The following is a 25473-nucleotide window of genomic DNA, read 5'->3' on the forward strand; positions in this document are numbered from 1 at the left end:
AAATACCCTATAGAATAGACTTTTTTTAAGTGTCTATTCTATAGGGTACATTTTATTAATTCCCTGCTTTTCTATTTGGTTTATTGCCTGATGGTAAGAAGAACGATAACACCCAAGCAATACCGGCTAATATTGTTGCAATTAAGAAGGCATCGTTAATACCGTTAATTGCAGATAACTTTGAAATTTGTCCGAATAATAGTTGCGTGCTCATCGCATCTCCTGCTTGAGCTGATCCGGCTAATGCCGCTAAGCTTTGGCCCATACCGTGTACTTTATCAACTAAAATCGGGTTTGACGTTGTTAACATATTGCCGTAATCCGCTACGTGAGCAGTAGTTTGTTGCGTCATAAGCGTGATTAATATCGCTGTTCCAATTGAACCAGCTACTTGTCTTGACGTATTTTGCGTTGCTGTACCGTGAGAAATTAATTTCATCGGTAACGCGTTCATACCAGCTGTCATAATTGGCATCATAATGAATGACATACCAATTGAACGTATAATATAATCCGTCATAATAACGCTATACGGTGTATCCATCGATAACGTTGTAAATTTATATGTCGCAAATGTTGTAATGGCTAATCCGACAATTGCTAACGGACGAATACCATACTTATCAAATAGTTTACCTGCAACTGGTCCCATAATCCCCATAATTAATGATCCTGGAAGTAATAATAAACCTGATTCCATCGGTGTAAAACCGCGAATGTTTTGCAAGTATACTGGAAGTAATAACATACCTCCGAATAATGCCATCGTTACGATTGCGTTAATTAATAATGTGAAAGTGAACGTTGGATATTTAAACACTTGCAAATCAAGCATTTTATTTTCCGTTGTTAACTCTCTCCAAATAAATACAGCTAAACCAATGACACCGATAATAAGTGTTATAACAACTTCTGCACTAGTCCAGCCATTATTTCCAGCTTCACTAAATCCGTACAGTAAGCTACCTAGTCCAATACTTGAACTAATAACACCGAATACATCTAACTTTGTTTTAGACACTGGCTGAGCTAGTGTAAAGAATTTAAAAGATAAGAACGTAATAATTAAACCGATAACAAACATCCCATAGAACATTAAGTTCCAGCTATAGTTTTCAATTACCCAACCTGTTACAGTTGGTCCGATAGCTGGTGCTAAAATCATCGCTACCCCAAGTAACCCCATAGCTGCTCCGCGCTTATGAGGCGGGAATAATGTCATGAAAATATTCATACCAACTGGCATTAAAATACCTGCACCAACCGCTTGAATAACGCGGCCCGTCATCATCATTGTAAAGTTACCTGATGTAGCACAAATGATAGATCCTACAGTGAAGAATAACATTGCTGCTATGAATAATTTACGATACGTAAACCGTGAAACTAAAAATGCACTAATCGGTACTAAAATTCCGTTTACAAGCATGAAGCCTGTAATTAACCATTGTGCTGTTGAAGTTGATACGTTAAATTCGTTCATTAATGGAGGCAATGCAACATTAATGATCGTTTGGTTTAAAATAGAAACGAACATACCGAGAATTAATACAGCTACAACTGCCTTTACATTCACATTCTCTACCGGTAATTGTCTCTTCAGCATTTCTTTTTCCTGTTTTACTTGCTCTTGCTTCCCTGTTTCTAATTCCACTACGTTAGAAGCTTCTGTTTCTTGTTCAAGTTCTTTCTCTACTGTTTCTGCTTGACTTACTTCTATCTTACTTACGGCTGGGACTTGTTCTTCTCCCACATTCGTTTTTTTCTTTCGTAAAAGACGATTTATAAGGAAGAAGACGATTATACAAAATAGTGCATATCCTACAATTGCAATTGAGGACATCTCATCTCCCCCTTACTTATGAATACGAACTGACACATTCATTCCAGGAACAATATTTACTGATTTACTATGATCTAAAGAAATTTTCACTGGCACAACTTGCTTTACTTTCGTATAGCTCGCTGTTGCGTTACTTGATGGTAACATCGAGAATGTATTCGCTGTTGTTAATCCAACTTGTTCTACTTTCCCTGTTAACGTTGTATCTGGGTATGCGTCTACATACACATCTACTGTTTGACCTTTTTGAACATCATCAATATTTGTTTCTTCAATATTTGCCGTTACCCATAAATTGTTCATATCAAATGCATAAGCAATCGGGCTACCTGCTCCAACGAATGCATTAGTTGTTGCATTTGATTGTACAACTGTTGCATTTTGCGGAATTGTTACATCTACTGTTTGCTCACCATTTGCTCCTGCTACAGTAACCGCACCTACTTTATCGTTCTCATTGTAGTTTTTTCCGACTTCAGCTTTCCAGTCCGTTAACTTACCTGCTACTGGTGATGCAATTGGGATTACTTTCCCGTCAATCTTCGCATTTTCTGTTTTTAAATAGTTTTCCGCTTGATTGTAATAGTAATAACCGCCAATACCGCCGCCAACTAATACAATTAATGTGATAATGTTGATAATTACCATTCTTCGAAACTGATTCATTGCATTCCTCTCCTTATATCGCATATAATTTTTTTCTAAACTATTTACATCCTTAGTGTTTACATTGTTTAATTGTTAATTATATTAACCTTTAAACAAAAAAAGCACACCTTTTACGACGCAAACTATGTTTTGTCTGCATCCTAGCGGTGCTGATTTCTAAAGGACTATCGTTTATAATTATAAATAATTATCCCGAATCTACAACCAACAATTTAAACCCATATGTCGTTTAAACAACATTACACTATACATGTGTTGTTTAAGTTAAAAAAATTAAACGAGGTGAAGTAAAAATGTCTATTAAAAATACAAATGATCCACGTGTAAAACGAACGAGACAACTCATACAGGATGCTTTTGTCGCTTTAGTAGGCGAAAAGGGCTTTGAAAATGTAACTGTGCAACATATCGCGGAACGTGCTCCTGTAAATCGTGCTACATTTTATAGCCATTACCATGATAAATATGATTTATTAGAAAAAAGCATAGAAGAAATGTTAGAAAAACTAGCTGAAGTAATTAAACCACAAAAACGAAATAAAGAAGATTTTCAGCTCACATTTGACTCACCACATCCAACATTTTTAGCTTTATTTGAACATATAGCAGAAAATGTGAACTTCTATAACGTTATGCTTGGTGATAAAGCCGCTGGAAACTACTCTTATAAAATGATGAAAACAGTCCAAACACATTTAACATTAAGCTTATCTATTTCACAACCTGATGATGAAGAACTCATGGTTCCTCGTGACATTCTTATTAGTTATGTTACAGGGGCTCATATCGGTATGATTATGTCATGGTTAAAAAGAGGCATGATTTATACCCCGCATTTCATGGCAATGCAATTAACTCGCTTAATTATTTTAGGAGCCCATACTGCAGCAGGATTAGAACGACCGTTTTAAAAATGGAAAAAGCGAAGGAAATTACCCTTCGCTTTTTTCTATTAATTAAATGTAATGTTATGTACAGCCTCTTTATCAAGACGTTTAATAACTTCTACAATTAACTTCACTGCGTTTTCATAATCATCACGATGTAACATCGCTGCATGAGAATGAATGTAGCGTGTCGCAATCGTAATTGCCATAGACGGAATACCATTTACAGAAATGTGAATTGCTCCTGCATCCGTTCCCCCGCCTGCTACAGAGTCATATTGGTATGGAATTTGTAATTCATCAGCAACATCAACTACGAAATCACGTAAACCTGTATGACCAATAACAGAAGCATCATATAGAATGATCTGCGGACCATCACCCATTTTACTTTGCGCTTCTTTTGCCGTTACACCCGGTGTATCCCCAGCAATACCAACATCTACAGCGAATGCGATATCGGGCTTAATATAGTTTGCAGATGTTTTCGCACCACGAAGACCGACTTCTTCTTGTACAGTCCCAACGCCGTATACAACGTTTGGATGCTTTTCATCTTTTAATTGTTTTAATACGTCAATTGCAATTGCACAACCAATTCGGTTATCCCATGCTTTTGCAAGTAACATCTTTTCATTCTTCATCACTTGGAATTCGAAGTACGGTACAACTTGATCTCCTGGTCGTATGCCCCACTCCATCGCTTCTTCTTGGCTAGAAGCACCAATATCGATGAACATGTCTTTAATTTCAACTGGCTTTTTACGAGCTTCTGGAGGTAAAATGTGCGGTGGTTTTGAACCAATTACACCTGTTACATCTCCTTTACGCGTTACAATCGTTACGCGCTGTGCAAGCATAACTTGCGACCACCAGCCACCAACCGTTTGGAAACGAAGGAAGCCTTTGTCATCAATTTGCGTAATCATAAAGCCAACTTCATCTAAATGACCTGCAACCATAATTTTCGGGCCGTTTTCTTTCCCAACTTTTTTCGCAACTAAACTTCCTAAATTATCAGTAGAAAGTTCATCTGCAAACGGCTCAATATATTTCTTCATTACTTCACGTGGTTCGCGCTCGTTACCCGCAATACCGCGTGCGTCTGTTAATTCTTTTAGCATTGTCAATGTCTCGTCTAATTTTGTCATTGCCAACACCCTCCTTTTTCTTCAGTCACTTTATTATACAAAAGGAAATTGAAATATTCAAAAATTAAATTAGTATCCTTGTGTTTGACGCTGATGATTTACTTCATTTTTATCTAAATATGCTTTTTCAATTTCTTCTTGTTCAAATTCAAGCGCTTGTCCAAGACGAAGATAGCTTGTAAATAGTTCAATATAGTTCGTAATAGAAGGTTGATCTGTAAAGCGAATTACTTTCGCATATGTGTCTAAGAAAATTTCCACTTGTGTTTTATTCGTTTGCGCACATTTATAGAATAAGAAGTTTTTATCAATTCCTAAATCGATTCCGATTGATAAAATAAAATGTAAACCATCTACGTATTCTTCTAATATTACTTCACGTTCTGACGCTGGTTTATTGCTCCAATATTTAAAACAACGTGTTTCATTTGCAAGTTCTCCAATTTCTACAAGAAGAGCTAACATTTTTTCTTTTAACAATTTCTTCGGTTGTAAGTCATGTTCTTTCACAATACGGTCATCTAATTCTTTTTGTAATTTAAATAGTTGTAGTAAGTCCATTCTATTGTCCTCCTCCAACATCGCATTTTCCGCAACAATGTTGTTTCATCTCAAAGTTCATTATTATTTTTCGTTTCTTATTAAAAAGTCAGCTACCTACATCTTTATAAAGATAGCTTGTCCTTAATTTGCAAATACGTTTCAATCATCACTCATAGATTGTTCACTTGATGAAAGTTCCATATCATCTTTCCATTATAGCAGTGTCGTTTCTGCTAGGAAAGATACACTTCTTTACGAATGAGTTCAAATAAAAAAAAGTCAGGAGGATTCTCCTGACTTTTTTTATATATTCTTTTATATTGATTTTGTCATATCGATAACGACACGTCCGTTAATCTTTCCTACTTTCATGTAAAAGTCTCCTCGTTATCGTTACAAAAGCTCTTACAAGCACATCTTAATATACTAGATAGAAATAACTCATTTAATTGTGACGACACTAAGCGGGAAATTTCACAAGTTATTGAATCGTTATAATGAATACAAATAAAAAAACCTTAGAAGAAAGATCTTCTAAGGTTTTAAACAATTAGTTAATGTTGTTTTTTGCAACTGTTGCTAATTCAGCGAAAGCTTTTTCGTCATGAACAGCTAAGTCAGCAAGCATCTTGCGGTTAACTTCGATGCCAGCATTTTTTAAACCGTGCATTAAGCGGCTGTAAGAAAGACCATTCATACGAGCTGCTGCGTTGATACGTGTAATCCATAATTTACGGAAGTCACGTTTCTTTTGACGACGGTCACGGAATGCATACATTAGAGATTTCATAACCTGTTGGTTAGCAACCTTAAATAATGTACTCTTAGAACCGTAGTAACCTTTTGCTAATTTTATAACTTTTTTACGACGTTGACGAGTAACTGTACCACCTTTTACTCTTGGCATAATATTACCTCCTAGTTTGTTCTATATATCAGCCGAACTTATTTTAAGTTGTCAAGCATTTGACGAATGCGTTTGAAGTCACCAGCGCTAACTACACCAGCTTTACGTAGTTTACGTTTAGCTTTTGTAGATTTGTTAGCGAATAAATGGCTTGTGTAAGCGTGAGAACGCTTCAGTTTACCAGATCCAGTCTTTTTGAAACGCTTTGCAGCGCCGCGATGAGTTTTTTGTTTAGGCATAGGTATTTCCTCCTCTATCTATTACTTATCGTTTTTCGGTGCTAAAACTAAGAACATACTGCGTCCTTCCATTTTAGGCTTAGATTCAATTGTACTAACTTCAGCACAAGCTTCTGAGAAGCGATCTAAAACACGTTGACCGATTTCTTTATGAGTAATGGCACGTCCTTTAAAGCGAATTGACGCTTTAACCTTGTCGCCTTTCTCTAAAAACTTGACAGCATTACGAAGTTTTGTGTTAAAGTCATGTTCATCAATTGTTGGACTTAAACGAACTTCTTTCATGCTAATTACTTTTTGATTTTTGCGCTGTTCTTTTTCTTTCTTCTGTTGCTCAAAGCGGAATTTACCGTAGTCCATAATGCGGCATACTGGCGGTTTCGCATTTGGAGCAACCAATACTAAATCAAGATTAAGACCTGCAGCTAAGTCTAAAGCGTCATTACGAGACTTGATTCCAAGTTGATCGCCGTTTGCGCCAACTAAGCGTACTTCACGTGCACGAATTTGCTCGTTAATCATCATATCCTTGCTAATAGTAAGCCACCTCCAAGGTTTTCTTAGAATACGTTTTGCAATTGTAGAACCCGAACAAAAAAAGTGCGGGCACACGGCACCCACACTTGTAATATCTTTAGTAAGAAATACATTTACCTGCTAACTGCGAATGCGTCCATCAGGTGAGAAGCGGGTGCTTCTACTTGTCAAAACCATATTCTATTATCCTTGATGAGTTTATCATAGGACATGACGTCTGTCAAGAAGACGCGATGTGTTTTACTAACAACAAGAAATATTGTAACAAACAACCAGCATACTTGCAATACTTTTTTATGATAAGTATTGTTTGGTTATTTTTTCTAGATTTTCTTTTTTATAATACATAAAAAAGCCGCGGTATACCGCGGCTTTTTCTTATCGTTTTCCTTCTACTTTAATCATGTCAACAAACGCATCTAATGCGATTGTTTCTGATTTTTGTTCACCATATTTACGTACGTTAACGCCATTTTCAGTAACTTCATTGTCACCTACTACAAGCATGTACGGAATCTTTTGCATTTGTGCTTCACGGATTTTGTAACCAATTTTCTCTTCACGAGTGTCTAATTCAACACGGATACCAGCACGTCGTAATTCATCTTGTACTTTCTTCGCATAGTCTAAATGTACTTGCGGAGAAACTGGAATTACTTGCGCCTGAACTGGAGCTAACCAAGTTGGGAATGCGCCTTTGTATTCTTCAATTAAGAAGGCTACGAAACGTTCCATAGTTGATACAACACCACGGTGAATTACAACTGGACGATGTTGTTTACCGTCTTCACCAACGTAAGTTAATTCAAAGCGTTCTGGAAGTAAGAAGTCTAATTGTACAGTTGAAAGTGTTTCGTCTTTTCCAAGAGCAGTACGAACTTGAACGTCAAGTTTTGGACCATAGAATGCCGCTTCACCTTCAGCTTCATAGTAATCAAGACCCATTTCATCCATAGCTTCTTTTAACATACCTTGTGCTTTTTCCCACATCTCATCATCAGCATAATACTTTTTAGTATCTGCTGGGTCACGATAAGATAGACGGAATGAATAGTTTTCTAAACCGAAATCTTTGTACACTTCTAAAGTTAAGTTTACAACACGTTTTAACTCTTCTTTAATTTGATCTGGACGAACGAAAATGTGCGCATCGTTTAAAGTCATTCCGCGTACACGTTGTAATCCAGATAATGCTCCAGACATTTCATAGCGGTGCATTGTTCCAAGTTCCGCAATACGGATTGGTAATTCACGGTAGCTGTGAATATCATTTTTATAAACCATCATATGGTGAGGGCAGTTCATTGGACGAAGAACTAACTCTTCATTATCCATTTCCATTGATGGGAACATGCCATCACGGTAATGGTTCCAGTGACCAGAAGTTTCATAAAGCTCTCTACTTCCTAATACTGGAGTGTATACGTGATCATAGCCTAAGCTTGCTTCTTTATCAACGATGTAACGCTCGATAATACGGCGAATTGTTGCACCTTTTGGTAACCAAAGTGGTAAACCTTGTCCTACTTTTTGGCTATTAGTAAATAGTTTTAACTCTTTACCTAATTTACGGTGATCGCGCTCTTTTGCTTCTTCAAGCATACGTAAGTGCTCATCTAATTCTGCTTTCTTAACGAATCCAGTACCGTAAATACGTTGTAACATTTTATTATTGCTATCACCGCGCCAGTAAGCACCTGCAACGCTTAATAATTTAAACACTTTAATCTTCCCTGTAGATGGAAGGTGAACGCCACGGCAAAGGTCGAAGAATTCGCCTTGCTCGTAAATTGAAATAACTGCATCTTCTGGAAGATCGTTAATTAAATCTAATTTTAACTCATCGCCAACTTCTTCGTAACGACGAAGTGCTTCTGCACGTGGTACTTCATGACGAACGATTTCTAAGTTCTCGTTCACGATTTTTTGCATTTCTTTTTCGATTTTCTTGAAGTCTTCAACTGTAATTGCTTCTTCCATATCGATATCGTAGTAGAAGCCATTTTCGATTACTGGACCAATGCCAAGCTTAACATCTTTATATAAACGTTTTAACGCTTGCGCTAAAAGGTGGGCTGTTGAGTGGCGTAAAATATATAAGCCATCTTCAGAATCTAATGTAATGATAGAAACTGCACCATCTTCTTCAATTGGTGTAGAAAGATCGATCATCTCATCGTTTAATTTTCCAGCCACAGCTTTTTTCTTTAAGCCTGGGCTAATAGAAGCTGCGATTTCTTCAGTTGTTACTCCTTTTGGAAACTCCTTCACAGCTCCATCAGGGAAAGTAATTTTAACTACATCTGCCATCACTGGTCACTCCTCTTTTTTTTCAAAATAAAAAACACTCATCCCATAAAAAGGGACGAGTGTTGAATTCGTGGTTCCACCCTTGTTCCAATTAACCTTATTGTTAATTGCTCAAGTTCAACATAACGGTGTTGTCCGTTAGCAATTACTAGAAAAACGTTCACTGCTAAAGTTTAGAGGTGGTAAGTAATTATCCCGTACTAGGAAGCTCACACCCTAAGGCTTCCCTCTCTGAAAATCGTAGAAAACTACCCATGTCCTCATCATAACATTTCGATATATTTCATTTATGTAGGTAATTATATGCTCAAAAACTTAGAAAATCAAGGGCGTTACCTTTATTTTTTAAATTTTTCACGTTGCGCTCAAATTCATGTAATCCATGTAGTTGCACTCGTTCCTGAAATACATTTCGCAAAGTAATAATCATATTATGATCTTGTTCTTTCGTATATAAATAAATCTTTTTCGGCGAAATAGAAAGAAGTGGTGCAATTACTTTCGTATCGATATATACATCCTGGTTCTTTAATAATTCTTCATCTATATATTGAACTAATTTCTCCTGTTTTAAACGTCTACCTTTATCATCATAGAAAATAAAACTTTCATCAAAAATAAGATGTACACAGGACAAACGTGATTTTCGGCTACTTACTTGTTGGCGAAGTGTCTCAATGAACATTTGATATTCCTGCTCCATCTTATACTCATCAATTGCAACTTCAGCAAGCTTAGCTACCATTTCCCTATATGTACGAAGACGAAAACGAACGTATGATGAAAACGAGAATGAGAGCGGATCACAAAGCCAATCATTCAAAGACGACGCAATATAAGATTCAAATTTTTGACGTGTTAAATCACGAGCTGCTCCTTTTCTTCTTTCCTTTAAAATCTCATGTGCCATATGCAATATTTGATGACACTCTTCTTGTTCTTCATAAAAAAACTTTTCCTTTAAAATGGTATGAATCCATTCATTTTGTTTCACATTCATAATGAAATATAGTAATACTGGCAATAAAATCTTTTCAATATAATTCGATTCACATAATGGTATATGAATAACAACCTTTTGTTCGTTTAAATATACACTTGTTTCCTTATATAAGGATTCCGTTCTTTTCGTTAGTTGTCTGTATACGTGCACAGCATCATTTTTTTCTTCGAAGCAAATTTCAATCACTTTTGTCCCCCCTTTTATCCCCGCTCTAAAGGATTGCATCTAAAATCCTATAAGAGTCCGATCTATGGAAGTTCACTCTTAGTAGAAACCTATCTCCCATTGTTAGAACATCCACTCGATATGGCTTGCTAATTTTATATATATTAAGGGAGGGAGAAAAAAATGATACAAGCTACTCTGAAAAAATGTTTAAAATAAAAAAGAGCAAGCTTCTTAGCTTGCTCTTTACTTATGACGACGGTTCTTTCCACCAATAGAAATCGGCTTTGCTAAATATTGAATTCGTTCCATAATACGGGCTGCTTTCATCTCTTCTGCTTCACCGCGCTGTGTATACGTTAAATGATGTTCTAACTGTTTGAAATCAAAGTTAGACGTAAAGAACGTCGGTAAGTTTTCTAACATACGGAATTGCAAGATTGCACCGAGAACATCGTCACGTACAAAACTTGACATTGCTTCCGCTCCGATATCATCTAACATTAATACTTGTACGCGTTTTACCGCATCAATCTTTTCCCCAATCGTATTATCTTGAATCGAACTTTTAATTTCACGTAAAAATTCCGGGAAGTATACAATCATCGAACTTATTTTCTTTAGAGCAAGCTCATTTGCAATCGCCCCTAAAAGATATGTTTTCCCTACACCAAATTTACCGTAAAGATATAAGCCCTGCACTTTCTTCCCCGGTTCATATGCACGTAAAAATTCATTCGCTGCACCAATCGCCTCAATACGTGCATCTAAACCTGAAGGGTCTAAGTTTTCCATAGACGCCTGTAAAATATCATTTGGCATATACACACTTTGAACGAGTTTTTCATGTTTCTTTCTCTCATCATACGCTACTTTTCTTACGCAGCGATCGTATTGAATATCAATCATCTTACCTTGAATGACAAGCTTCGGCTCATATCCTTGCAGCATATTTTTACATGACCCTAAATTTGGACAATCAGTGCACCCTACACTTTGTCCAATGTATTCATATAACTTCACAAGACTTCGTTCAATCATCGAAGTCGTTACTTCACCTTTATGTTCGTCTATAAATTCTTTCACACGTGGGTGCGTCATTACTTCTGCTTTTAACACTTCATATCTATTTTTAAAGTTTTTATTTTCCATTAACTTCGCAAACGAATTTTGAATATGCTCCATTTCCTCACCTCAAAGAGCGTTCATTCTCTTCTATTAATCACGCTTATATTTTTTCAATACTTCTTCTAATCGTTTTCGTTCATCCTCTAACGTACTTGCCTTTTTTTCCACACTTACGTCATTCTTCACAGTTTCTTTCTCTTGTTCTTTCGGTTCTTCTTTAAGCCAATCAGGCACCATTTCTTTACGCACCATTCTCTTAGCTGTTCGGCCTTTCTTCTTCGTCTCAGCCCACTCTTGATATTGACGATTCTCTTCTTTCGCTAGCGCCATCGCTTCGCCTACTGTACCGACCTTTTTTCGCGCCCAATGTCCAGCAATCTTCTCGACATACGTTTTAGCAAGCTTCATATCTGAGCGTAGCATAACGTAATAAATAAGTACATTCACAACCCCTGGCGTTAATTTTTGGTTTATCATTACATCCTCAACGATTTGCAAGTCCGCTTTCGTCGCCTCTGCACCGCCTGAAATCTCTTTCAATAGTTGTTTTGGCGAGATTTCCTCTAACTGCTTCATTAGCATCTCTTCTTGCGTAGATGGCTCTTCCTCTTTCATTGTACGAGCTGCATGAGGTTGCACCCTTTCACTTAATACAGGTAGTGCTTGACCATTTTCAAATTGATACCAATCGCGTGCTCCCTTCCGAAGCCTTTCGATATCAATAGTTTGTATCTCTGTCACTGCGCCAAGAACGATATTTTGCATCGATAACGCATCCACACCGTACACATAAGCGAGTGTAATGACACATTCTCGCACTTGATCTGTAATCGCCTTTTTAGGAACAAGCGCTGATAGTCCGTCTACAAATAAAGAGAAATCAAAGAAATCATTCCAAACTTTCGGGGCATCCCCATTCTCGTTATTTGGCATAGTTGTCGTTTTCGGGATACGCAGTTCTTCTTGCGCATGTTCAAACTGACCTGGGTTAAAAGAATCAAATACATCGTTGAAGGAGCGCGTAACATTTTCATAAGAAGCAAAATCGAATTCTTCTTCTAAGAAATATTGCTTTACTTGGTTGTATTTTGTCCGACTCAAGCGATTATATAAAAAGATACTTAAAACAATATCATCAAAAAACTGCTTCGGAGATAAAGGTGGTTGCAATTCATATATAAACATTCGAATATCTTTTTCTTTCTTAATATATACATTTAAAAGACCAATCGCTTCTAACTTTACTCGTTCCCCATATATTTCAGGAAGTTGCATTTGCATAGTCACCATAAGGGAGTGATGTGTATTCTCTTTTCCAAACACACGATCTTGCTCTAACTCTCCCCATAGCGTCATGTATAAGCTAAAAGCTCTACTACCTATTAACGGCTGATACAACATCGTTAATACTTTCCGGTCGTAATTATGTAACAACCCTTTCGCACTTACTTTATAACGATCAATCGGCAATAGCTCCATCCATGACTGTTTTTCCATTCTTGCTTTTCCTTTCTCTCATCCAATCTAACCTATATTTCACTCGTTCTATCTTTATTATATAATTTATCCCGCATTAACGGGCAGTAAGACTCCCACCTCAAAATTCGGCGAATGCGAGGAAGTTAGGTGGGAGATAACTTCCCGTAAATGCCCGATTGGTTCAACTAATAATCATTGGGGATGAACACCCCCCAATGATTAAAGTTTCACTTTATTAGCGAAAAAGAGCTATTAGCTTCCGCTTCTAGCTCTCTTATCTCGTTTACTTACAGTATATAAAGAGATTCCTTCTACTCTCTCTCTTTTTGCAGTATATCTTTTAATTCTTCAATAAATACATTTAAATCTTTAAATTGACGATACACAGAAGCAAAACGTACGTAAGCAACATCATCAATATCACGAAGTTCTTCCATAACAATCTCACCAATCATATCACTTTTCACTTCTGATATACCTAAGTTACGAAGTTCACGCTCCACACTTTGCGTTACTTCCTCTAACTGCCTTAAAGATACAGGTCTTTTTTCACACGCTTTAATTAAACCGCGTAAAATTTTCTCTTTATTAAACTCTTCTCGTGTTCCTTCTTTTTTAACAACGATAAGAGGTGATTCTTCTACTCTTTCAAATGTCGTAAAGCGACTTAAACAACTTTCACACTCTCTTCTCCTTCGAATAGAGCGCCCCTCGTCTACCGGACGCGAATCTAACACTCTTGTTCCATTATGAAAACAGGATGGACAACGCAATTCATTCACTCCTTTACACTATAATCTTTATTCTTTCGCTACTCACCTACATGTGAAAATATATATACAATATTATATAACTCATTCTTCTATAATGACCACTCTAAGTTATTACATATCGTGATCCTATTTTATATAAACTAAAAAAGAGGTGCATTATACACCTCTTTACATTTTAAATCAATTATGTTCTTTTTTAAAGAGCTTTTGTTTCTCTCTGCTTAATTTCGAAGCTACCAGTGCCTCGAGGAAGCTCGATGCTCTCACGCGTTTTCGCGTTTAAACCTTCTGCAATATATTCTGCAGCAACATTTGGATCAATACGATCCCCACAAGTATAAACATCAATACTTGCGTAACCGTGCTCCGGAAAGCTATGAATTGTTAAATGTGATTCCGAGATAATTACTACTCCACTTACACCCTGTGGTGCAAATTTATGAAAAGCAACCTCACGTACTTCAGCACCAGCTCTTAGTGCTGCATCCACAAATAATTGTTCAATATACGGCATGTCATTAAGCTTGTCGAAATCGCAATCCCAAAGTTCAGCGATCACGTGACGACCCATCGTATCCATAGTATCCATTCTACAGTTCCCCCTTGTAAATTTATTCTAACTGTTCGAATTGAAAACTAATTTGCAATTTGGCTTGCTCCACTACCACGGGGGAAAGTTAGTCCAGAGAGGTCCTAACCCTTTAAGTAGTGACTACGTACCTCAGCTCTTAAGTTTACGAGTGTTAGTATACTTTGTTTATTTTCATTTTGCAACAACAGTTTTTTCGATTTTCTGTCATAATTTCCTCTTTACTTTTCCCTAAAAAAAATAAATGATTCACAAATACAGTAATCACAACGTTTTTTGGTCTGTCCAATATTTGAAAATATACTCCTATAATTTTTTCTTTTCAGAAAAAAATAAAAAAAGAGGGCAAATATTCACTTGCCCTCCCTCTATTTCACTTAAATATGTTGTACATTTTCTTGTTTTGCTAATTCATCTACAACTAACGTTACAAGATCTACAACACGACGAGAGTAGCCCCACTCGTTATCATACCAAGCAAGTACTTTCACTTTACGCTCACCCATTACCATTGTAGATAAACCATCAATAATAGCTGAGTGTGTATTTGTATTAAAGTCGATAGACACTAAAGGCTCTTCGCTGAATTCTACAATTCCTTTTAACGCACCGTTTGCAACAGTTTTGAATGCTTCATTAATATCTTCAACTGTTACATCACGTTTTACGTCTACTACTAAATCAACAAGAGACACGTTTGGTGTTGGTACACGAAGTGCCATACCATGGAGTTTTCCGTTTAAGTGTGGAAGAACTTTTGCAAGCGCTTTCGCGGCACCCGTCGTTGTCGGAATGATAGACTGTCCGCAAGCACGCGCTCTTCTTAAATCTTTATGTGGGTTATCAATATTTTTTTGGTCATTTGTATAAGCGTGAACAGTTGTCATTAAACCGTTTTCAATTCCGAACTGCTCATCTAACACCTTTACAACAGGCGCTAAACAGTTTGTTGTACAAGATGCATTTGAAATAACGGTATGTTTTGTAATATCTAATTGGTCTTCGTTCACACCAACTACAATTGTTACATCTTCATTTTTACCAGGTGCTGTTAAAATAACTTTTTTCGCTCCAGCTTCAACATGAAGAATTGCTTTTTCTTTCGAGTTAAATTTACCAGTTGCTTCAATTACAACTTCAACACCTAATTCTTTCCAAGGCAATTCCTTTGGATCGCGGTTGTTTAAAAGGCGAATCATTTTCCCATCTACTAATAAATGATCTTCAAATGCTTCCACTGTTCCGTCAAACTTACCATGTACTGTATCATATTTAATTAAATGTGCTAACGTTTCGGATGGATAGCTTGCGTTGATTGCTACAATTTCGAATGCGCTTTCTTTTATTGCTTGACGAAACACCATTCTCCCAATACGTCCAAATCCATTAATTGCCACACGAGTCATAATATGTTATCCCCCTTGAATGCGTTATACTATTTATCTCCAATCCCAATAATAGTATAACACAAAAAGGAGATATGTCACTAAGCATTTTCATTAATTTCACAATTTTTTAATCAATAATGTTCCATTCTTTCAAAATAGCCGCTAATTGTGTTTTCGTTTCAGCAATTGTGCCATCATTATAAATTACTTCATCCGCCCTCGTTACTTTTTCTTCTAGTGACATTTGAGATTGAATACGCGCCGTTGCTTCTTCTTCTGAAAAGTTATTTCGTTTCATTAAACGTTCCAATTGCGTATTCGGTGTGACCGCTACAACTAAAACACGATCAACGAGATTTGTTAATTTACTTTCAAACAAAAGAGGGATATCTAACACAACCGCTTGCATACCTTCTTTTATGTACATCTCCTTTTGTGCATTCATTTCTTCACGCACTGCAGGGTGAACGATTTTGTTTAACTGCAATCGTTTTTCTTCATTATAAAAAACGACACTCCCAAGCTTTGGTCGATCAAGCTCTCCATCTTTTTGTAACACTTCCGTTCCGAACACCTCTATAATTTTGTTATATGCTGGTTTTCCTCGTTCTACAACTTCTCGCGCAATAATATCTGCATCAATAACCGGTATACTCATTTCACGAAACATTTCTGATACCGTACTTTTTCCGCTTGCAATGCCTCCTGTTAATCCAATTACTACTGTCATAATAATCCTCCTCATAATAAAAGGCGCGAAACTAATGTTCCACGCCCATACTTACATTTTCCAAATTCCAATAATAATGAGTAATACCCCAGGCAGGAATGTAAATTTTTGTAACCATTTCATATTTGATAAAATCGTACCGAGCTTCATTCCAATAAATAAAAATAAAGAACTCATAACCGCGACTAATATCGCCATCATCGCAGGTGCATAACCTAATAAAGATGCACCAATTCCAGCACCAAACGAATCTACAGAAAGAGCGATACCGAGAAGTAGTGCTTCTCCTGCAGAGATAGTTCCTGATTTATCAAAATCCGCAACAGTCGGCTTCCGCAAAATTTGAATCACTAACCCTAGCGAAGCAATTTCTAGTTTCCAAACCTTCTCCTCTTGCTTTGGTTCTTCTTTTTTATCACTTCGAAAAAATTGATATAATACCCAAATACCTATCCCAATAAGAACAAGCCCACCGATACGCGTTGCGATAACAGGCGAAAATATTTTCGCGATCATATGTCCAATTCCCATGGAAACGAGCATGACAGCTGCTGAACAAATCCCGATAATTATAATTGATCTTAGTGGAATTCTTACGCTCCTTAACCCATATGTTAGCCCTACACTACAGCTATCTAAGCTTAATGTAAAAGCTAATAAAATAAGAGATAAATAAAGGTACATCGGTAAGCTCCTCCCTTATACATAGCTCTGCTCTATGTATATGACAAATGCCTATCCGATGTTATCCCTTTTCTATATTCTAGGTTGGCAAATTGGGCAGTAATGTGTTCCCCTTCCGCCAACAACTGTTTTTTCTAATAGCGTACCGCAAGTCACACATGGTTCTCCTTTTTTCCCATATACATTTAGAAGTTCCTGGTACGAACCAATTTGTCCTTGCGAATTAATATACGTTCTAATTGTACTTCCGCCTCGCTTAACAGCTTCGCCCAGCGTTGTAACAATCGCCTCATAAATTCTTTCTACTTCTTCTTCTGTTAAAGATGCAGCTTCTCGTTCTGGATGAATTTGCGAACGGAATAATACTTCATCTACATATATATTTCCAAGGCCTACTAAAAGACGCTGATCTAATAATACGACTTTTATTTTGCGATTTGTCTTTTGCAATCTTTCTTGTAAATACTGCGGTGTCAATTCAACATCAAATGGCTCTGGTCCTAAATCAGCAAGAGGCATTTGAGCAAACTCTTCACCTTTCTTAAAGAGATGCATCGTACCAAACTTTCTCACATCTTTATAATGTAATTCAGTTCCATCTGTAAATAAGAAGCGTACGTGTGTATGTTTATCAATTGGCTCATCCTCTTGATGAAGTAAAAACTTACCTTCCATACGCAAATGTGAAACAATTACATAGTTCGTTACATACAAAAGCAAAAACTTACCTCTTCGCTTTATATTCTCGATCATCTCGCCTCTTAGCATGTCTTTAAAGATTTCTGCATCGTCCGGTCGTTTCACTATTTTTAGATAGGTGACAATTACATCTTCAATCACTTTTCCCGTTACAAGATTTTCAAGTGTCCGTCTAACATTTTCAACCTCTGGTAATTCCGGCATTTTATCACTTCCTTATTTCGCGTCGTACCAAGTTGGACCGTAAGAATAATCAACTTTTAACGGAACTGCTAGTTCAATTGCATGCTCCATTACTTCAGGTACAAGCTTTTCTAGTTTTTCCACTTCTTCTTTTGGCGCTTCAAAGATCAATTCATCGTGTACTTGCAGAAGTAAGCGAGCTTGTAGACCTTCTTCTTCTAAGCGATCCGCCATAATAATCATAGCCTTTTTAATAATATCCGCCGCACTACCTTGAATTGGTGTATTCATTGCTGTACGCTCTGCAAAGCTACGTAAATTAAAGTTACGGCTCGTAATTTCTGGAATGTAACGACGGCGATTTAATAACGTTGAAACATATCCTTTTTGCTTCGCATCTTTTACAATGTCAGCCATATATTCTTGTACTCCAGGGAAGCTTTCTAAATACCTTTCAATAAATTCCCCTGCCGCTTTTCTCGTGATTCCTAAGTTTTGTGAAAGGCCGTAATCACTAATACCGTATACAATGCCGAAGTTTACAGCTTTTGCTTGTCGTCTCATATTAGATGTCACTTCATCTTTTCCAACACCGAATACATCCATAGCTGTTTTCGTATGAATATCCATGTCATGTTGGAACGCTTCAACTAAACCTTTATCTTTTGCAATGTGAGCAAGCACACGAAGTTCAATTTGTGAATAATCGGCTGCGTACATAATCCATCCTTCTTCTGAAGGAATAAACGCCTGACGAATCTTCCTTCCCTCTTCTAAGCGAATCGGGATATTTTGCAAGTTTGGTTCCGTTGAACTTAGTCGTCCCGTTTGTGTTAACACTTGGTTAAAGCGAGTGTGAATTTTAGACGAATCGTCATGTACAACTTTTAATAACCCTTCAATATATGTAGAGTTTAGTTTCCCTAATTGACGGTAGTGTAAAATCTTCGGAATGATTGCATGATGATCCATAAGCTTATCTAGTACATCAGCAGACGTAGAATAACCTGTTTTCGTCTTTTTAATAACAGGTAAATTTAAGTTTTCAAACAGAATAACCCCAAGCTGCTTCGGTGAATTAATATTAAATTCCGTTCCTGCAAGTTCATAAATCTCTTGTTCCATTTCCTTTAATCTACCCGCAAGCTCTTCTCCCATATTACGAAGACGCTCCGTATCAACTGTAACACCTTTCACTTCCATGTCAGCTAATACACGAGCAAGAGGTAATTCTAAATCCGTAAACAGTTCATATTGCTCATTCTTTTCTAACTCTTCTACGAATGTTTGCTTCACATCGAATAATACATGTACTTTACGAGCGACATGCTCCGCTACTACCTCTTGCTCAGGAACAGCACGCTTCGCACCTTTCCCGTAAACTTCTTCGTCAGATTTTACCGCATGTGTTTCTTTCATCTTTGCTACAGTACGGAAATCTTTATCTGTATCGGCTGGATCAAGTAAATAAGCAGCAATTAATAAATCAAAGTCAATCCCTTGAATATCTACACCTTTCCACTTGAGAGCAACGATAGCACGCTTCGCATCAAATGTATGTTTTCTCATTTCTTCATTTGCAAGCCACTCTTTAAAAGCATCTGATTTAAGAGCAACATCGGCCGGAATGAAGTAACAACCATTTTCATTTTGAATACCAAAACCTTGAATATCGGCTTTATGATAGTTATCTTCTTGCACTTCAACAATAAGCGCACTATCTTGCTGAAGCATTTCTTCTATAACTTCTTCTACAATATCAAATGTAATATCATCTAATTCAGCTGGATCCGTTTCCTCCGGCGTAACACCTAATTTATTTAAAAGGGATGTAAATCCTAAATTCTCGAACATTGGAATCAAATCGCTTGGTTCATACCCTTTATATGCCATATCATCTACATGCACAGTAATCGGTGCGTCTGTAATAATAGTCGCAAGTTCTTTACTCATAAGAGCTTGTTCTTTATTCGCTTCTAACTTTTCTTTTAATTTCTTTCCACTCACTTGATCTAAGTTTTCATATACTGCTTCTACCGTTTCAAATTGCGTTAATAATTTAATGGCTGTCTTCTCACCAACACCTGGTACACCTGGAATGTTATCCGATTGGTCTCCCATTAAACCTTTCATATCGATAATTTGCTTTGGTGATAAGCTATATTTCTCAAATAAAGCTTCTTTCGTATATTCATCTACTTCCGTAATCCCTTTGCGAGGAATACATACGAGTGTATTATCTGAAACAAGTTGCAGTAAATCTTTATCTCCTGAAATAACTTTAACATGAAACCCTTGCTCACTCGCTTCTTTCGCTAACGTCCCCATAATGTCATCCGCTTCATAATTTTCCAGCTCATAACGCGGTACATTGAATGCATCAAGCATCTCACGAATAAACGGGAATTGCTCTGATAACTCAGGTGGAGTCTTTTGACGCCCTCCCTTATAATCACTATACGTTTTATGACGGAATGTTGTTTTCCCCGCATCAAACGCCACAAGCATATGCGTCGGTTTTTCTTCCTCTAATATTCTCATTAACATCATCGTAAAACCATAAATTGCGTTCGTATGTATACCTTTGTCGTTATTTAAAAGCGGTAGTGCAAAGAAAGCACGATACGCGATATTATTACCATCTACTAATACGACTTTTTTTTCCAAACTACAAACCTCCCATACAAATTTGAAACGATTTTTCCACAGAAAAAAAACCGTTCCTATCCTCTCTCTATATTAACATGACTAATAGAGAGAAGAAAAATAACGGTTTTTTTCTATCATATATAAACAGACTTACATTGGCATAAAGGGAAGTGACGAGAATAGCATAACTACTCTCGTCCAAAATTACTCCTTGGATGAAGGGGTTTTCATGTATTATATTAACAGAGCTTTATTAATATTTAATTAAGCCAATGTTAATATATTGTAAATATCCTTCATCCTATTTTTCAGTAGCTGATTTTGGTAAAACAACTGTAAATGTTGTTCCTTCTCCAACCTCACTATCCACCGTAATCGTACCTTGATGTGCCTCAACTAAATGCTTTACAATTGATAAACCAAGACCCGTTCCACCCGTATTTCTACTTCTCGCTTTATCAACTCGATAAAAACGTTCAAATATACGAGGGATTTCTTCTTTACTAATACCAATTCCAGTGTCCGACACCTTTATATACGCATTATATTTATCCTCTAATAATTCAACTGAAACAACGCCTCCAGCCGGCGTATATACGATTGCATTATTAATTAAATTAATAAAGATTTGTTTTAAGCGGCTCGGATCTCCAATAACGGAAACTCGTTTCAATACATTCACTTGTAAAGAGATTTCTTTTTCACCCGCTTTATTATCAAGCACCATGTGAATGTCTTCAAGAATCCCCTTCATATCAACCGTACCCATATTTAATCTAAACCCTTGCTGCTCGATTTTTGACAAATCTAATAAATCTTCAATTAATCCTTGCATACGCTCACTTTCTTTTAAAATGATATGCAAGAAATGTTCGCAGAATTTTTTATTATCCATCGCTCCGTCCAAGAGTGTTTCTGAAAAACCTTTAATAGAAGTAATCGGTGTCTTCAATTCATGAGAAACATTCGCTAAAAAGTCTTTTCTTATTTGTTCTAATTTCTTCAGCTCAGTAATGTCATGGAATACGAGAACAATCCCTTTCCACTCATGGTTCGTCCCAATAATTGGCGCTCCATATACTTCGAAATGCTTTCGCTCAATACTAAGTGGCAATAACATTTGTTTACGCACTTTCACTTCTGTCATAAAAATTTCTTCCACAAGCTCAATAATTTCCGTATGGTGAAATGATTCATAATATAAACGGTCTAAATATTCTTCATCCGTTACGTGGAAAGTCTCCTTATAAGAACGGTTTACAAGGTTTATATAACCACGGCTATCAATTAAAATCATTCCGCTTCCCATATTTTCAATTAATGTGTGCAAACGATCTTGTTGCATTTCTTGTTCGAGTGTCATCTCTTGTAAATTACGAGCTAAAATATTAATTGCTTTACTCAGCATTCCTGTTTCATCCGAATGACTTTCATATGCACGCGCTTTATAATTACCCTTCGCTAATTCAATCGCAACTTTCGTAACTGATTCAATCGGCCTAATATATTGTCCTGTAATTTTGACACCTAGGAATACAACTACAAGACAAGCAATGACAAATCCGATAATTAATAATCCCCACGTTTTTTGGTGAACGTCCCTCAAAGTATCAATTGTACTTTTCACCAAAATGTATCCTTGTTTCCCTTCTACATCCTGGACGAACACAGCATGATAAAATTCATTCTTTTGATCTGTTTCTTTCGTAATGACTTTATTTTCTTTCTTTTCTGTTTCGGAAGAAAGTTCTTTAATCATCTCTTGACTAAATGCAGATGGTTGTCCTCCGCTATATTGAACTTTCTTTTTTTCATCAACAAATATAATAGAAGCTGGTATTTTTTCTTCTAACTTTTCAAATACATAAGGCTTTTTTAAAACAGCATCAAACCCTTGCTCTTCTGCTAATACCGCAACATACTGTGTCTCTTTTACCATTCTCTCTTTAGCATGATCTATATAGTATTTTTCAAATACAGTTTCTAATAATACACCTAGTCCAACTAAAATAAAAACGATAAGAGAAACAAATGTAAAAAGAAGCCTGGAACGAAATTTATTCATCCCCTTTTGGCTCCTCTAATTTATAACCTAAACCACGTATCGTTTTAATGTACGTCGGTTTTTTCGTATTTTGTTCAATTTTATCGCGCAAATGGCTAATATGGACATCAACAATTCTTGTATCACCGGCAAAATCATAATTCCATACAGCACTTAATAATTGGTCACGAGTTAATACACGACTTTTATTTTTCGCAAGATAAACAAGTAACTCAAATTCTTTCGGTGTTAATTCCAGTTTCCTTCCTTGGAAGTACGCTTCATAAAACTCCGGTAAAATTTTAAGCTCTGCAATTTTGATGCTCTCTTCATCTGGTGCTTCCGAAACTTGTTCTTCCTGCTGTAATTTCGTACGGCGCAAAATCGCCTTCACACGAGCAACAACTTCCCTTGGGCTAAACGGCTTCGTCATATAATCGTCAGCCCCAAGCTCAAGACCTAGCACCTTATCAAATTCATCATCTTTTGCTGTTAGCATTAAAATCGGCGTCATAACACGCTGCAATCGTAATTCTTTACAAACTTCCATACCATCCATTTTTGGAAGCATTAAATCTAATATAATTAAATCTGGGCGTTCTGTAGTCGCTTTTTGAAGCGCCATTTCTCCATCCATTGCTGTAATAACTTCAAACCCAGCTTGTTGTAAATTAAATTCAATTAAAGTTAAGATAAATTCCTCATCATCAACTACTAAAATACGATTGTTCATTCTTTTCCTCCAAGTTATAGACTTGAAACCTTCTTCATCCTAGCATTTTCCCCGTTATTCTCATCATACTAGAAAACAGGTTCACCCTCAATATAATTGTCTATTCATGGAGCTCGTTTATGTAACATTGAGAAAATAGAAGCAATTATGACTCACCTTCTGCTACACAGGATTTTTCCAAACTTTATAGATTGCTCTCTCTTTTTTAAAGCTCACTTCCGTATGAACTATAAAATCTCGATTTTGCGCTAGGAAAAACGAAAGAGCATACGCTATTTTATAATCTGGTGTTTCATATCCATCAAATACTTTCCCGTACATTTCATTCGCGATTGAATCGGCCCATACTTCAGCTTCTCTTATCGTTTCAAAAATAATGTCTTCCCTTTCCCATTTCACAGTTATATCACCCTTTCCAAACAAAAAGTAGCGCTAGCATACCCTTAATAAGAATATGACTAGCGCTACTTTTATATCATTCTAACTTTCATTTTTTAAAAATTATCTAATGCTTTTTCCATAATAGAAACAGATTTAAAAGGTGGTGTTACTGTTAATGAACCTTTTACAACAGTTTCTCCTTTTTCATCATGAGCAAATACAAGCATATCAATTGTATGTTCCTCCTCTGAAACAGTCACAACTTCAAAGTGGATTTGTAACGTTTCATAATGGTGAACATGTTTCACGAACGTAAGGTCCTTCCTAGTAATATGACTACCTGGACCTGGTAAATATTTCGTAACCGCCGTTGTAATCAGCCCCGTTAGCATAATGCTTGGGACAATCGGCTTTTCATACGGAGTTTGGGATGCGTAATCATGCTGAATATATAATGGATTGGCATCATTCGTTAACCCTAAATACAATAACAAATCTTTATCCTCAATTTTTTCAGTGATAGATAATTTCTCTCCTACTGTAATTTCATCCATTCTACGACCAATTTGAACTTTTTTCTTTAACATGTTACAACCCCCTCCGATTTTTTCACCTTATTATCCTACTAAAAGCGATACCTTATCCGAAAATTACTATGACGAGGGCAATGTATAGTATAAGTCTATAGTTTCATTATAGGATACACCGAATGATAGCGTTTCCATATTATTCCAAAAAAATAATTTAGTAAATAGTAGAAAAAGATTCGGGGCCCCGAATCTTTTTCCGCTTATATTTAATTATTAAACAAGAACTTTCATAACGTTACGTACAGATTCTACAGAGCGATCTAACGCTTCTTTTTCATCTTCAAGAAGTTCTAATTCAATAATTTTTTCAATTCCGTTACCACCTAGAATTACTGGTACCCCTAAGTAAAGGTCACTATAACCATACTCACCTTCAAGGTATGCAATAGCAGGTAATACACGACGTTGATCTTTCAAGATTGCTTCTGTCATTTCAACTAAAGAAGCTGCTGGCGCATAATATGCACTACCGTTTCCTAATAAGCCTACAATCTCACCGCCACCTTTACGTGTACGTTCTACGATTGCTTCTAAACGCTCTTTTGGAATTAATGTTTCTAGCGGAATGCCACCTGCATAGGAATAGCGTACAAGAGGTACCATATCGTCACCATGTCCACCAAGAACAAATCCTGTAATGTCTTTCACAGAAAGCTTTAATTCTTGTGAAATGAATGTACGGAAACGAGCTGTATCTAATACGCCCGATTGACCGATAACACGCTCTTTCGGGAATCCTGCTTCTTTAAATACAGAATACGTCATTGCATCAACTGGATTTGTTAATACAACAATAATCGCATTTGGTGAATGTTTTGCAATGTCGCGCGTAATACTTTTCATAATTTTAGAGTTTGTTGCTACTAAGTCATCACGGCTCATACCAGGCTTACGCGCAATACCTGCTGTAATAACGACAACGTCAGAATCAGCAGTATCTGCGTAATCAGATGTACCAATAATGTTAGCATCAAAACCTTGTACTGGGCTCGCTTCTAACATATCTAACGCTTTCCCTTTTGTTGGATTTTCCAGCTGTGGAATGTCCACTAATACAACATCTGCAAGTTCTTTTTGTGCCAATAAGAATGCTGTTGTTGCTCCTGTAAATCCTGCACCGATGACTGAAACTTTCTTGCGTTTGATTGTCATAATTTACCCCCCGCTTT

At 36.6% G+C, this 25473-nt stretch carries 24 protein-coding genes and 2 other annotated features; of the genes, 1 reads left to right on the plus strand and 23 read right to left on the minus strand.

The annotated features are described in order from the left end of the window. Positions 1-55 precede the first annotated feature (55 nt). Together CQZ94_RS20155 and CQZ94_RS20160 are read right to left on the minus strand one after the other, a co-directional pair. Positions 56-1843 carry a DHA2 family efflux MFS transporter permease subunit gene (locus tag CQZ94_RS20155; protein ID WP_105586791.1) on the minus strand — a complete coding sequence of 596 codons (1788 nt, stop codon included), beginning with the start codon at positions 1841-1843 and terminating at the stop codon, positions 56-58. A 12-nt stretch (positions 1844-1855) separates the two neighbouring features. Further along, on the minus strand, positions 1856-2509 hold the full coding sequence (locus tag CQZ94_RS20160) for an HlyD family secretion protein (RefSeq protein ID WP_105586792.1): 654 nt from the start codon (positions 2507-2509) through the stop codon (positions 1856-1858). A 296-nt stretch (positions 2510-2805) separates the two neighbouring features. Between CQZ94_RS20160 and CQZ94_RS20165 the strand changes: the two genes are divergently transcribed. Then, positions 2806-3423 carry a TetR/AcrR family transcriptional regulator gene (locus CQZ94_RS20165; RefSeq protein ID WP_002067422.1) on the plus strand — a complete coding sequence of 206 codons (618 nt, stop codon included), beginning with the start codon at positions 2806-2808 and terminating at the stop codon, positions 3421-3423. A gap of 41 nt (positions 3424-3464) precedes the next feature. On the opposite strand, the gene CQZ94_RS20170 is transcribed toward CQZ94_RS20165, so the two are convergent. The 21 genes from CQZ94_RS20170 to mdh form a co-directional block, all read right to left on the minus strand. Continuing rightward, positions 3465-4550: a M42 family metallopeptidase gene (locus CQZ94_RS20170; RefSeq protein ID WP_105586793.1), complete on the minus strand. Its 1086-nt coding sequence runs from the start codon at positions 4548-4550 to the stop codon at positions 3465-3467. Between the two features lie 69 nt (positions 4551-4619). Further along, positions 4620-5111: a dUTP diphosphatase gene (locus CQZ94_RS20175; protein ID WP_000365057.1), complete on the minus strand. Its 492-nt coding sequence runs from the start codon at positions 5109-5111 to the stop codon at positions 4620-4622. A 532-nt stretch (positions 5112-5643) separates the two neighbouring features. Then, complete coding sequence (rplT, locus tag CQZ94_RS20180) at positions 5644-6000, minus strand: 50S ribosomal protein L20 (protein WP_001138364.1); 357 nt, start codon at positions 5998-6000, stop codon at positions 5644-5646. A gap of 38 nt (positions 6001-6038) precedes the next feature. Further along, complete coding sequence (rpmI, locus tag CQZ94_RS20185) at positions 6039-6239, minus strand: 50S ribosomal protein L35 (RefSeq protein WP_001125945.1); 201 nt, start codon at positions 6237-6239, stop codon at positions 6039-6041. A 21-nt stretch (positions 6240-6260) separates the two neighbouring features. Continuing rightward, positions 6261-6764 carry a translation initiation factor IF-3 gene (gene infC, locus CQZ94_RS20190; RefSeq protein WP_002015470.1) on the minus strand — a complete coding sequence of 168 codons (504 nt, stop codon included), beginning with the start codon at positions 6762-6764 and terminating at the stop codon, positions 6261-6263. 63 nt (positions 6765-6827) lie between these two features. Next, positions 6828-6948 (minus strand) — a sequence feature (ribosomal protein L20 leader region). A 206-nt stretch (positions 6949-7154) separates the two neighbouring features. Further along, complete coding sequence (gene thrS / locus CQZ94_RS20195) at positions 7155-9086, minus strand: threonine--tRNA ligase (protein WP_105586794.1); 1932 nt, start codon at positions 9084-9086, stop codon at positions 7155-7157. 48 nt (positions 9087-9134) lie between these two features. Beyond that, positions 9135-9362 (minus strand) — a binding site (T-box leader). Positions 9363-9393: 31 nt separating this feature from the next. After that, on the minus strand, positions 9394-10275 hold the full coding sequence (ytxC, locus tag CQZ94_RS20200; protein WP_105586795.1) for a putative sporulation protein YtxC: 882 nt from the start codon (positions 10273-10275) through the stop codon (positions 9394-9396). A 225-nt stretch (positions 10276-10500) separates the two neighbouring features. Continuing rightward, positions 10501-11439 carry a primosomal protein DnaI gene (dnaI, locus tag CQZ94_RS20205; protein ID WP_105586796.1) on the minus strand — a complete coding sequence of 313 codons (939 nt, stop codon included), beginning with the start codon at positions 11437-11439 and terminating at the stop codon, positions 10501-10503. Between the two features lie 33 nt (positions 11440-11472). Beyond that, entirely contained in the window at positions 11473-12879 is a 1407-nt protein-coding gene (locus CQZ94_RS20210; RefSeq protein WP_105586797.1) for a replication initiation and membrane attachment family protein, read from the minus strand. 293 nt (positions 12880-13172) lie between these two features. After that, on the minus strand, positions 13173-13634 hold the full coding sequence (gene nrdR / locus CQZ94_RS20215; protein WP_001203686.1) for a transcriptional regulator NrdR: 462 nt from the start codon (positions 13632-13634) through the stop codon (positions 13173-13175). Between the two features lie 196 nt (positions 13635-13830). Continuing rightward, entirely contained in the window at positions 13831-14214 is a 384-nt protein-coding gene (speD, locus tag CQZ94_RS20220) for an adenosylmethionine decarboxylase (RefSeq protein ID WP_002003660.1), read from the minus strand. A gap of 386 nt (positions 14215-14600) precedes the next feature. Further along, positions 14601-15629, minus strand: coding sequence for a glyceraldehyde-3-phosphate dehydrogenase (locus CQZ94_RS20230; protein ID WP_016096022.1), 1029 nt, complete (start codon positions 15627-15629; stop codon positions 14601-14603). A 109-nt stretch (positions 15630-15738) separates the two neighbouring features. Beyond that, complete coding sequence (gene coaE, locus CQZ94_RS20235) at positions 15739-16341, minus strand: dephospho-CoA kinase (protein ID WP_105586798.1); 603 nt, start codon at positions 16339-16341, stop codon at positions 15739-15741. A gap of 51 nt (positions 16342-16392) precedes the next feature. Then, positions 16393-17025 (minus strand): sporulation membrane protein YtaF, encoded by a 633-nt coding sequence (gene ytaF, locus CQZ94_RS20240; RefSeq protein WP_078172713.1) that lies wholly within the window; start codon positions 17023-17025, stop codon positions 16393-16395. Between the two features lie 72 nt (positions 17026-17097). Next, the gene (gene mutM / locus CQZ94_RS20245; RefSeq protein ID WP_105586799.1) at positions 17098-17928 is read right to left on the minus strand and encodes a DNA-formamidopyrimidine glycosylase; all 831 of its coding nucleotides are present in this window, start codon (positions 17926-17928) and stop codon (positions 17098-17100) included. Between the two features lie 12 nt (positions 17929-17940). Then, the gene (gene polA, locus CQZ94_RS20250) at positions 17941-20574 is read right to left on the minus strand and encodes a DNA polymerase I (protein ID WP_105586800.1); all 2634 of its coding nucleotides are present in this window, start codon (positions 20572-20574) and stop codon (positions 17941-17943) included. Positions 20575-20857: 283 nt separating this feature from the next. After that, positions 20858-22621 carry a sensory box histidine kinase PhoR gene (gene phoR / locus CQZ94_RS20255; protein WP_105586801.1) on the minus strand — a complete coding sequence of 588 codons (1764 nt, stop codon included), beginning with the start codon at positions 22619-22621 and terminating at the stop codon, positions 20858-20860. Next, positions 22614-23333, minus strand: coding sequence for a two-component system response regulator PhoP (gene phoP / locus CQZ94_RS20260; protein WP_105586802.1), 720 nt, complete (start codon positions 23331-23333; stop codon positions 22614-22616). The genes phoR and phoP overlap by 8 nt, the downstream gene beginning before the upstream one ends. Before the next feature lie 162 nt (positions 23334-23495). Then, a complete protein-coding gene (locus CQZ94_RS20265; RefSeq protein ID WP_105586803.1) occupies positions 23496-23732 on the minus strand; it encodes a hypothetical protein in 237 nt (78 codons plus the stop codon). A 95-nt stretch (positions 23733-23827) separates the two neighbouring features. Beyond that, positions 23828-24301, minus strand: a complete 474-nt coding sequence (locus CQZ94_RS20270) for a MaoC/PaaZ C-terminal domain-containing protein (RefSeq protein ID WP_098778157.1) — start codon at positions 24299-24301, stop codon at positions 23828-23830. 216 nt (positions 24302-24517) lie between these two features. Further along, the gene (mdh, locus tag CQZ94_RS20275; protein WP_105586804.1) at positions 24518-25456 is read right to left on the minus strand and encodes a malate dehydrogenase; all 939 of its coding nucleotides are present in this window, start codon (positions 25454-25456) and stop codon (positions 24518-24520) included. Between the last annotated feature and the right edge of the window lie 17 nt (positions 25457-25473).

The sequence above is a fragment of the Bacillus sp. MYb209 genome, from assembly GCF_002975175.1.
Classification (GTDB): Bacteria; Bacillota; Bacilli; order Bacillales; family Bacillaceae_G; genus Bacillus_A.

What these genes read in the sequence shown, in the direction of transcription:
- CQZ94_RS20155 (WP_105586791.1), bottom strand. Translation starts at nt 1,843, where the DNA reads ATGTCCTCAATTGCAATTGTAGGATATGCACTATTTTGTATAATCGTC.
- CQZ94_RS20160 (WP_105586792.1), bottom strand. Translation starts at nt 2,509, where the DNA reads ATGAATCAGTTTCGAAGAATGGTAATTATCAACATTATCACATTAATT.
- CQZ94_RS20165 (WP_002067422.1), top strand. Translation starts at nt 2,806, where the DNA reads ATGTCTATTAAAAATACAAATGATCCACGTGTAAAACGAACGAGACAA.
- CQZ94_RS20170 (WP_105586793.1), bottom strand. Translation starts at nt 4,550, where the DNA reads ATGACAAAATTAGACGAGACATTGACAATGCTAAAAGAATTAACAGAC.
- CQZ94_RS20175 (WP_000365057.1), bottom strand. Translation starts at nt 5,111, where the DNA reads ATGGACTTACTACAACTATTTAAATTACAAAAAGAATTAGATGACCGT.
- rplT (WP_001138364.1), bottom strand. Translation starts at nt 6,000, where the DNA reads ATGCCAAGAGTAAAAGGTGGTACAGTTACTCGTCAACGTCGTAAAAAA.
- rpmI (WP_001125945.1), bottom strand. Translation starts at nt 6,239, where the DNA reads ATGCCTAAACAAAAAACTCATCGCGGCGCTGCAAAGCGTTTCAAAAAG.
- infC (WP_002015470.1), bottom strand. Translation starts at nt 6,764, where the DNA reads ATGATGATTAACGAGCAAATTCGTGCACGTGAAGTACGCTTAGTTGGC.
- thrS (WP_105586794.1), bottom strand. Translation starts at nt 9,086, where the DNA reads ATGGCAGATGTAGTTAAAATTACTTTCCCTGATGGAGCTGTGAAGGAG.
- dnaI (WP_105586796.1), bottom strand. Translation starts at nt 11,439, where the DNA reads ATGGAGCATATTCAAAATTCGTTTGCGAAGTTAATGGAAAATAAAAAC.
- CQZ94_RS20210 (WP_105586797.1), bottom strand. Translation starts at nt 12,879, where the DNA reads ATGGAAAAACAGTCATGGATGGAGCTATTGCCGATTGATCGTTATAAA.
- speD (WP_002003660.1), bottom strand. Translation starts at nt 14,214, where the DNA reads ATGGATACGATGGGTCGTCACGTGATCGCTGAACTTTGGGATTGCGAT.
- CQZ94_RS20230 (WP_016096022.1), bottom strand. Translation starts at nt 15,629, where the DNA reads ATGACTCGTGTGGCAATTAATGGATTTGGACGTATTGGGAGAATGGTG.
- coaE (WP_105586798.1), bottom strand. Translation starts at nt 16,341, where the DNA reads ATGACAGTAGTAATTGGATTAACAGGAGGCATTGCAAGCGGAAAAAGT.
- ytaF (WP_078172713.1), bottom strand. Translation starts at nt 17,025, where the DNA reads ATGTACCTTTATTTATCTCTTATTTTATTAGCTTTTACATTAAGCTTA.
- mutM (WP_105586799.1), bottom strand. Translation starts at nt 17,928, where the DNA reads ATGCCGGAATTACCAGAGGTTGAAAATGTTAGACGGACACTTGAAAAT.
- phoR (WP_105586801.1), bottom strand. Translation starts at nt 22,621, where the DNA reads ATGAATAAATTTCGTTCCAGGCTTCTTTTTACATTTGTTTCTCTTATC.
- phoP (WP_105586802.1), bottom strand. Translation starts at nt 23,333, where the DNA reads ATGAACAATCGTATTTTAGTAGTTGATGATGAGGAATTTATCTTAACT.
- CQZ94_RS20270 (WP_098778157.1), bottom strand. Translation starts at nt 24,301, where the DNA reads ATGTTAAAGAAAAAAGTTCAAATTGGTCGTAGAATGGATGAAATTACA.
- mdh (WP_105586804.1), bottom strand. Translation starts at nt 25,456, where the DNA reads ATGACAATCAAACGCAAGAAAGTTTCAGTCATCGGTGCAGGATTTACA.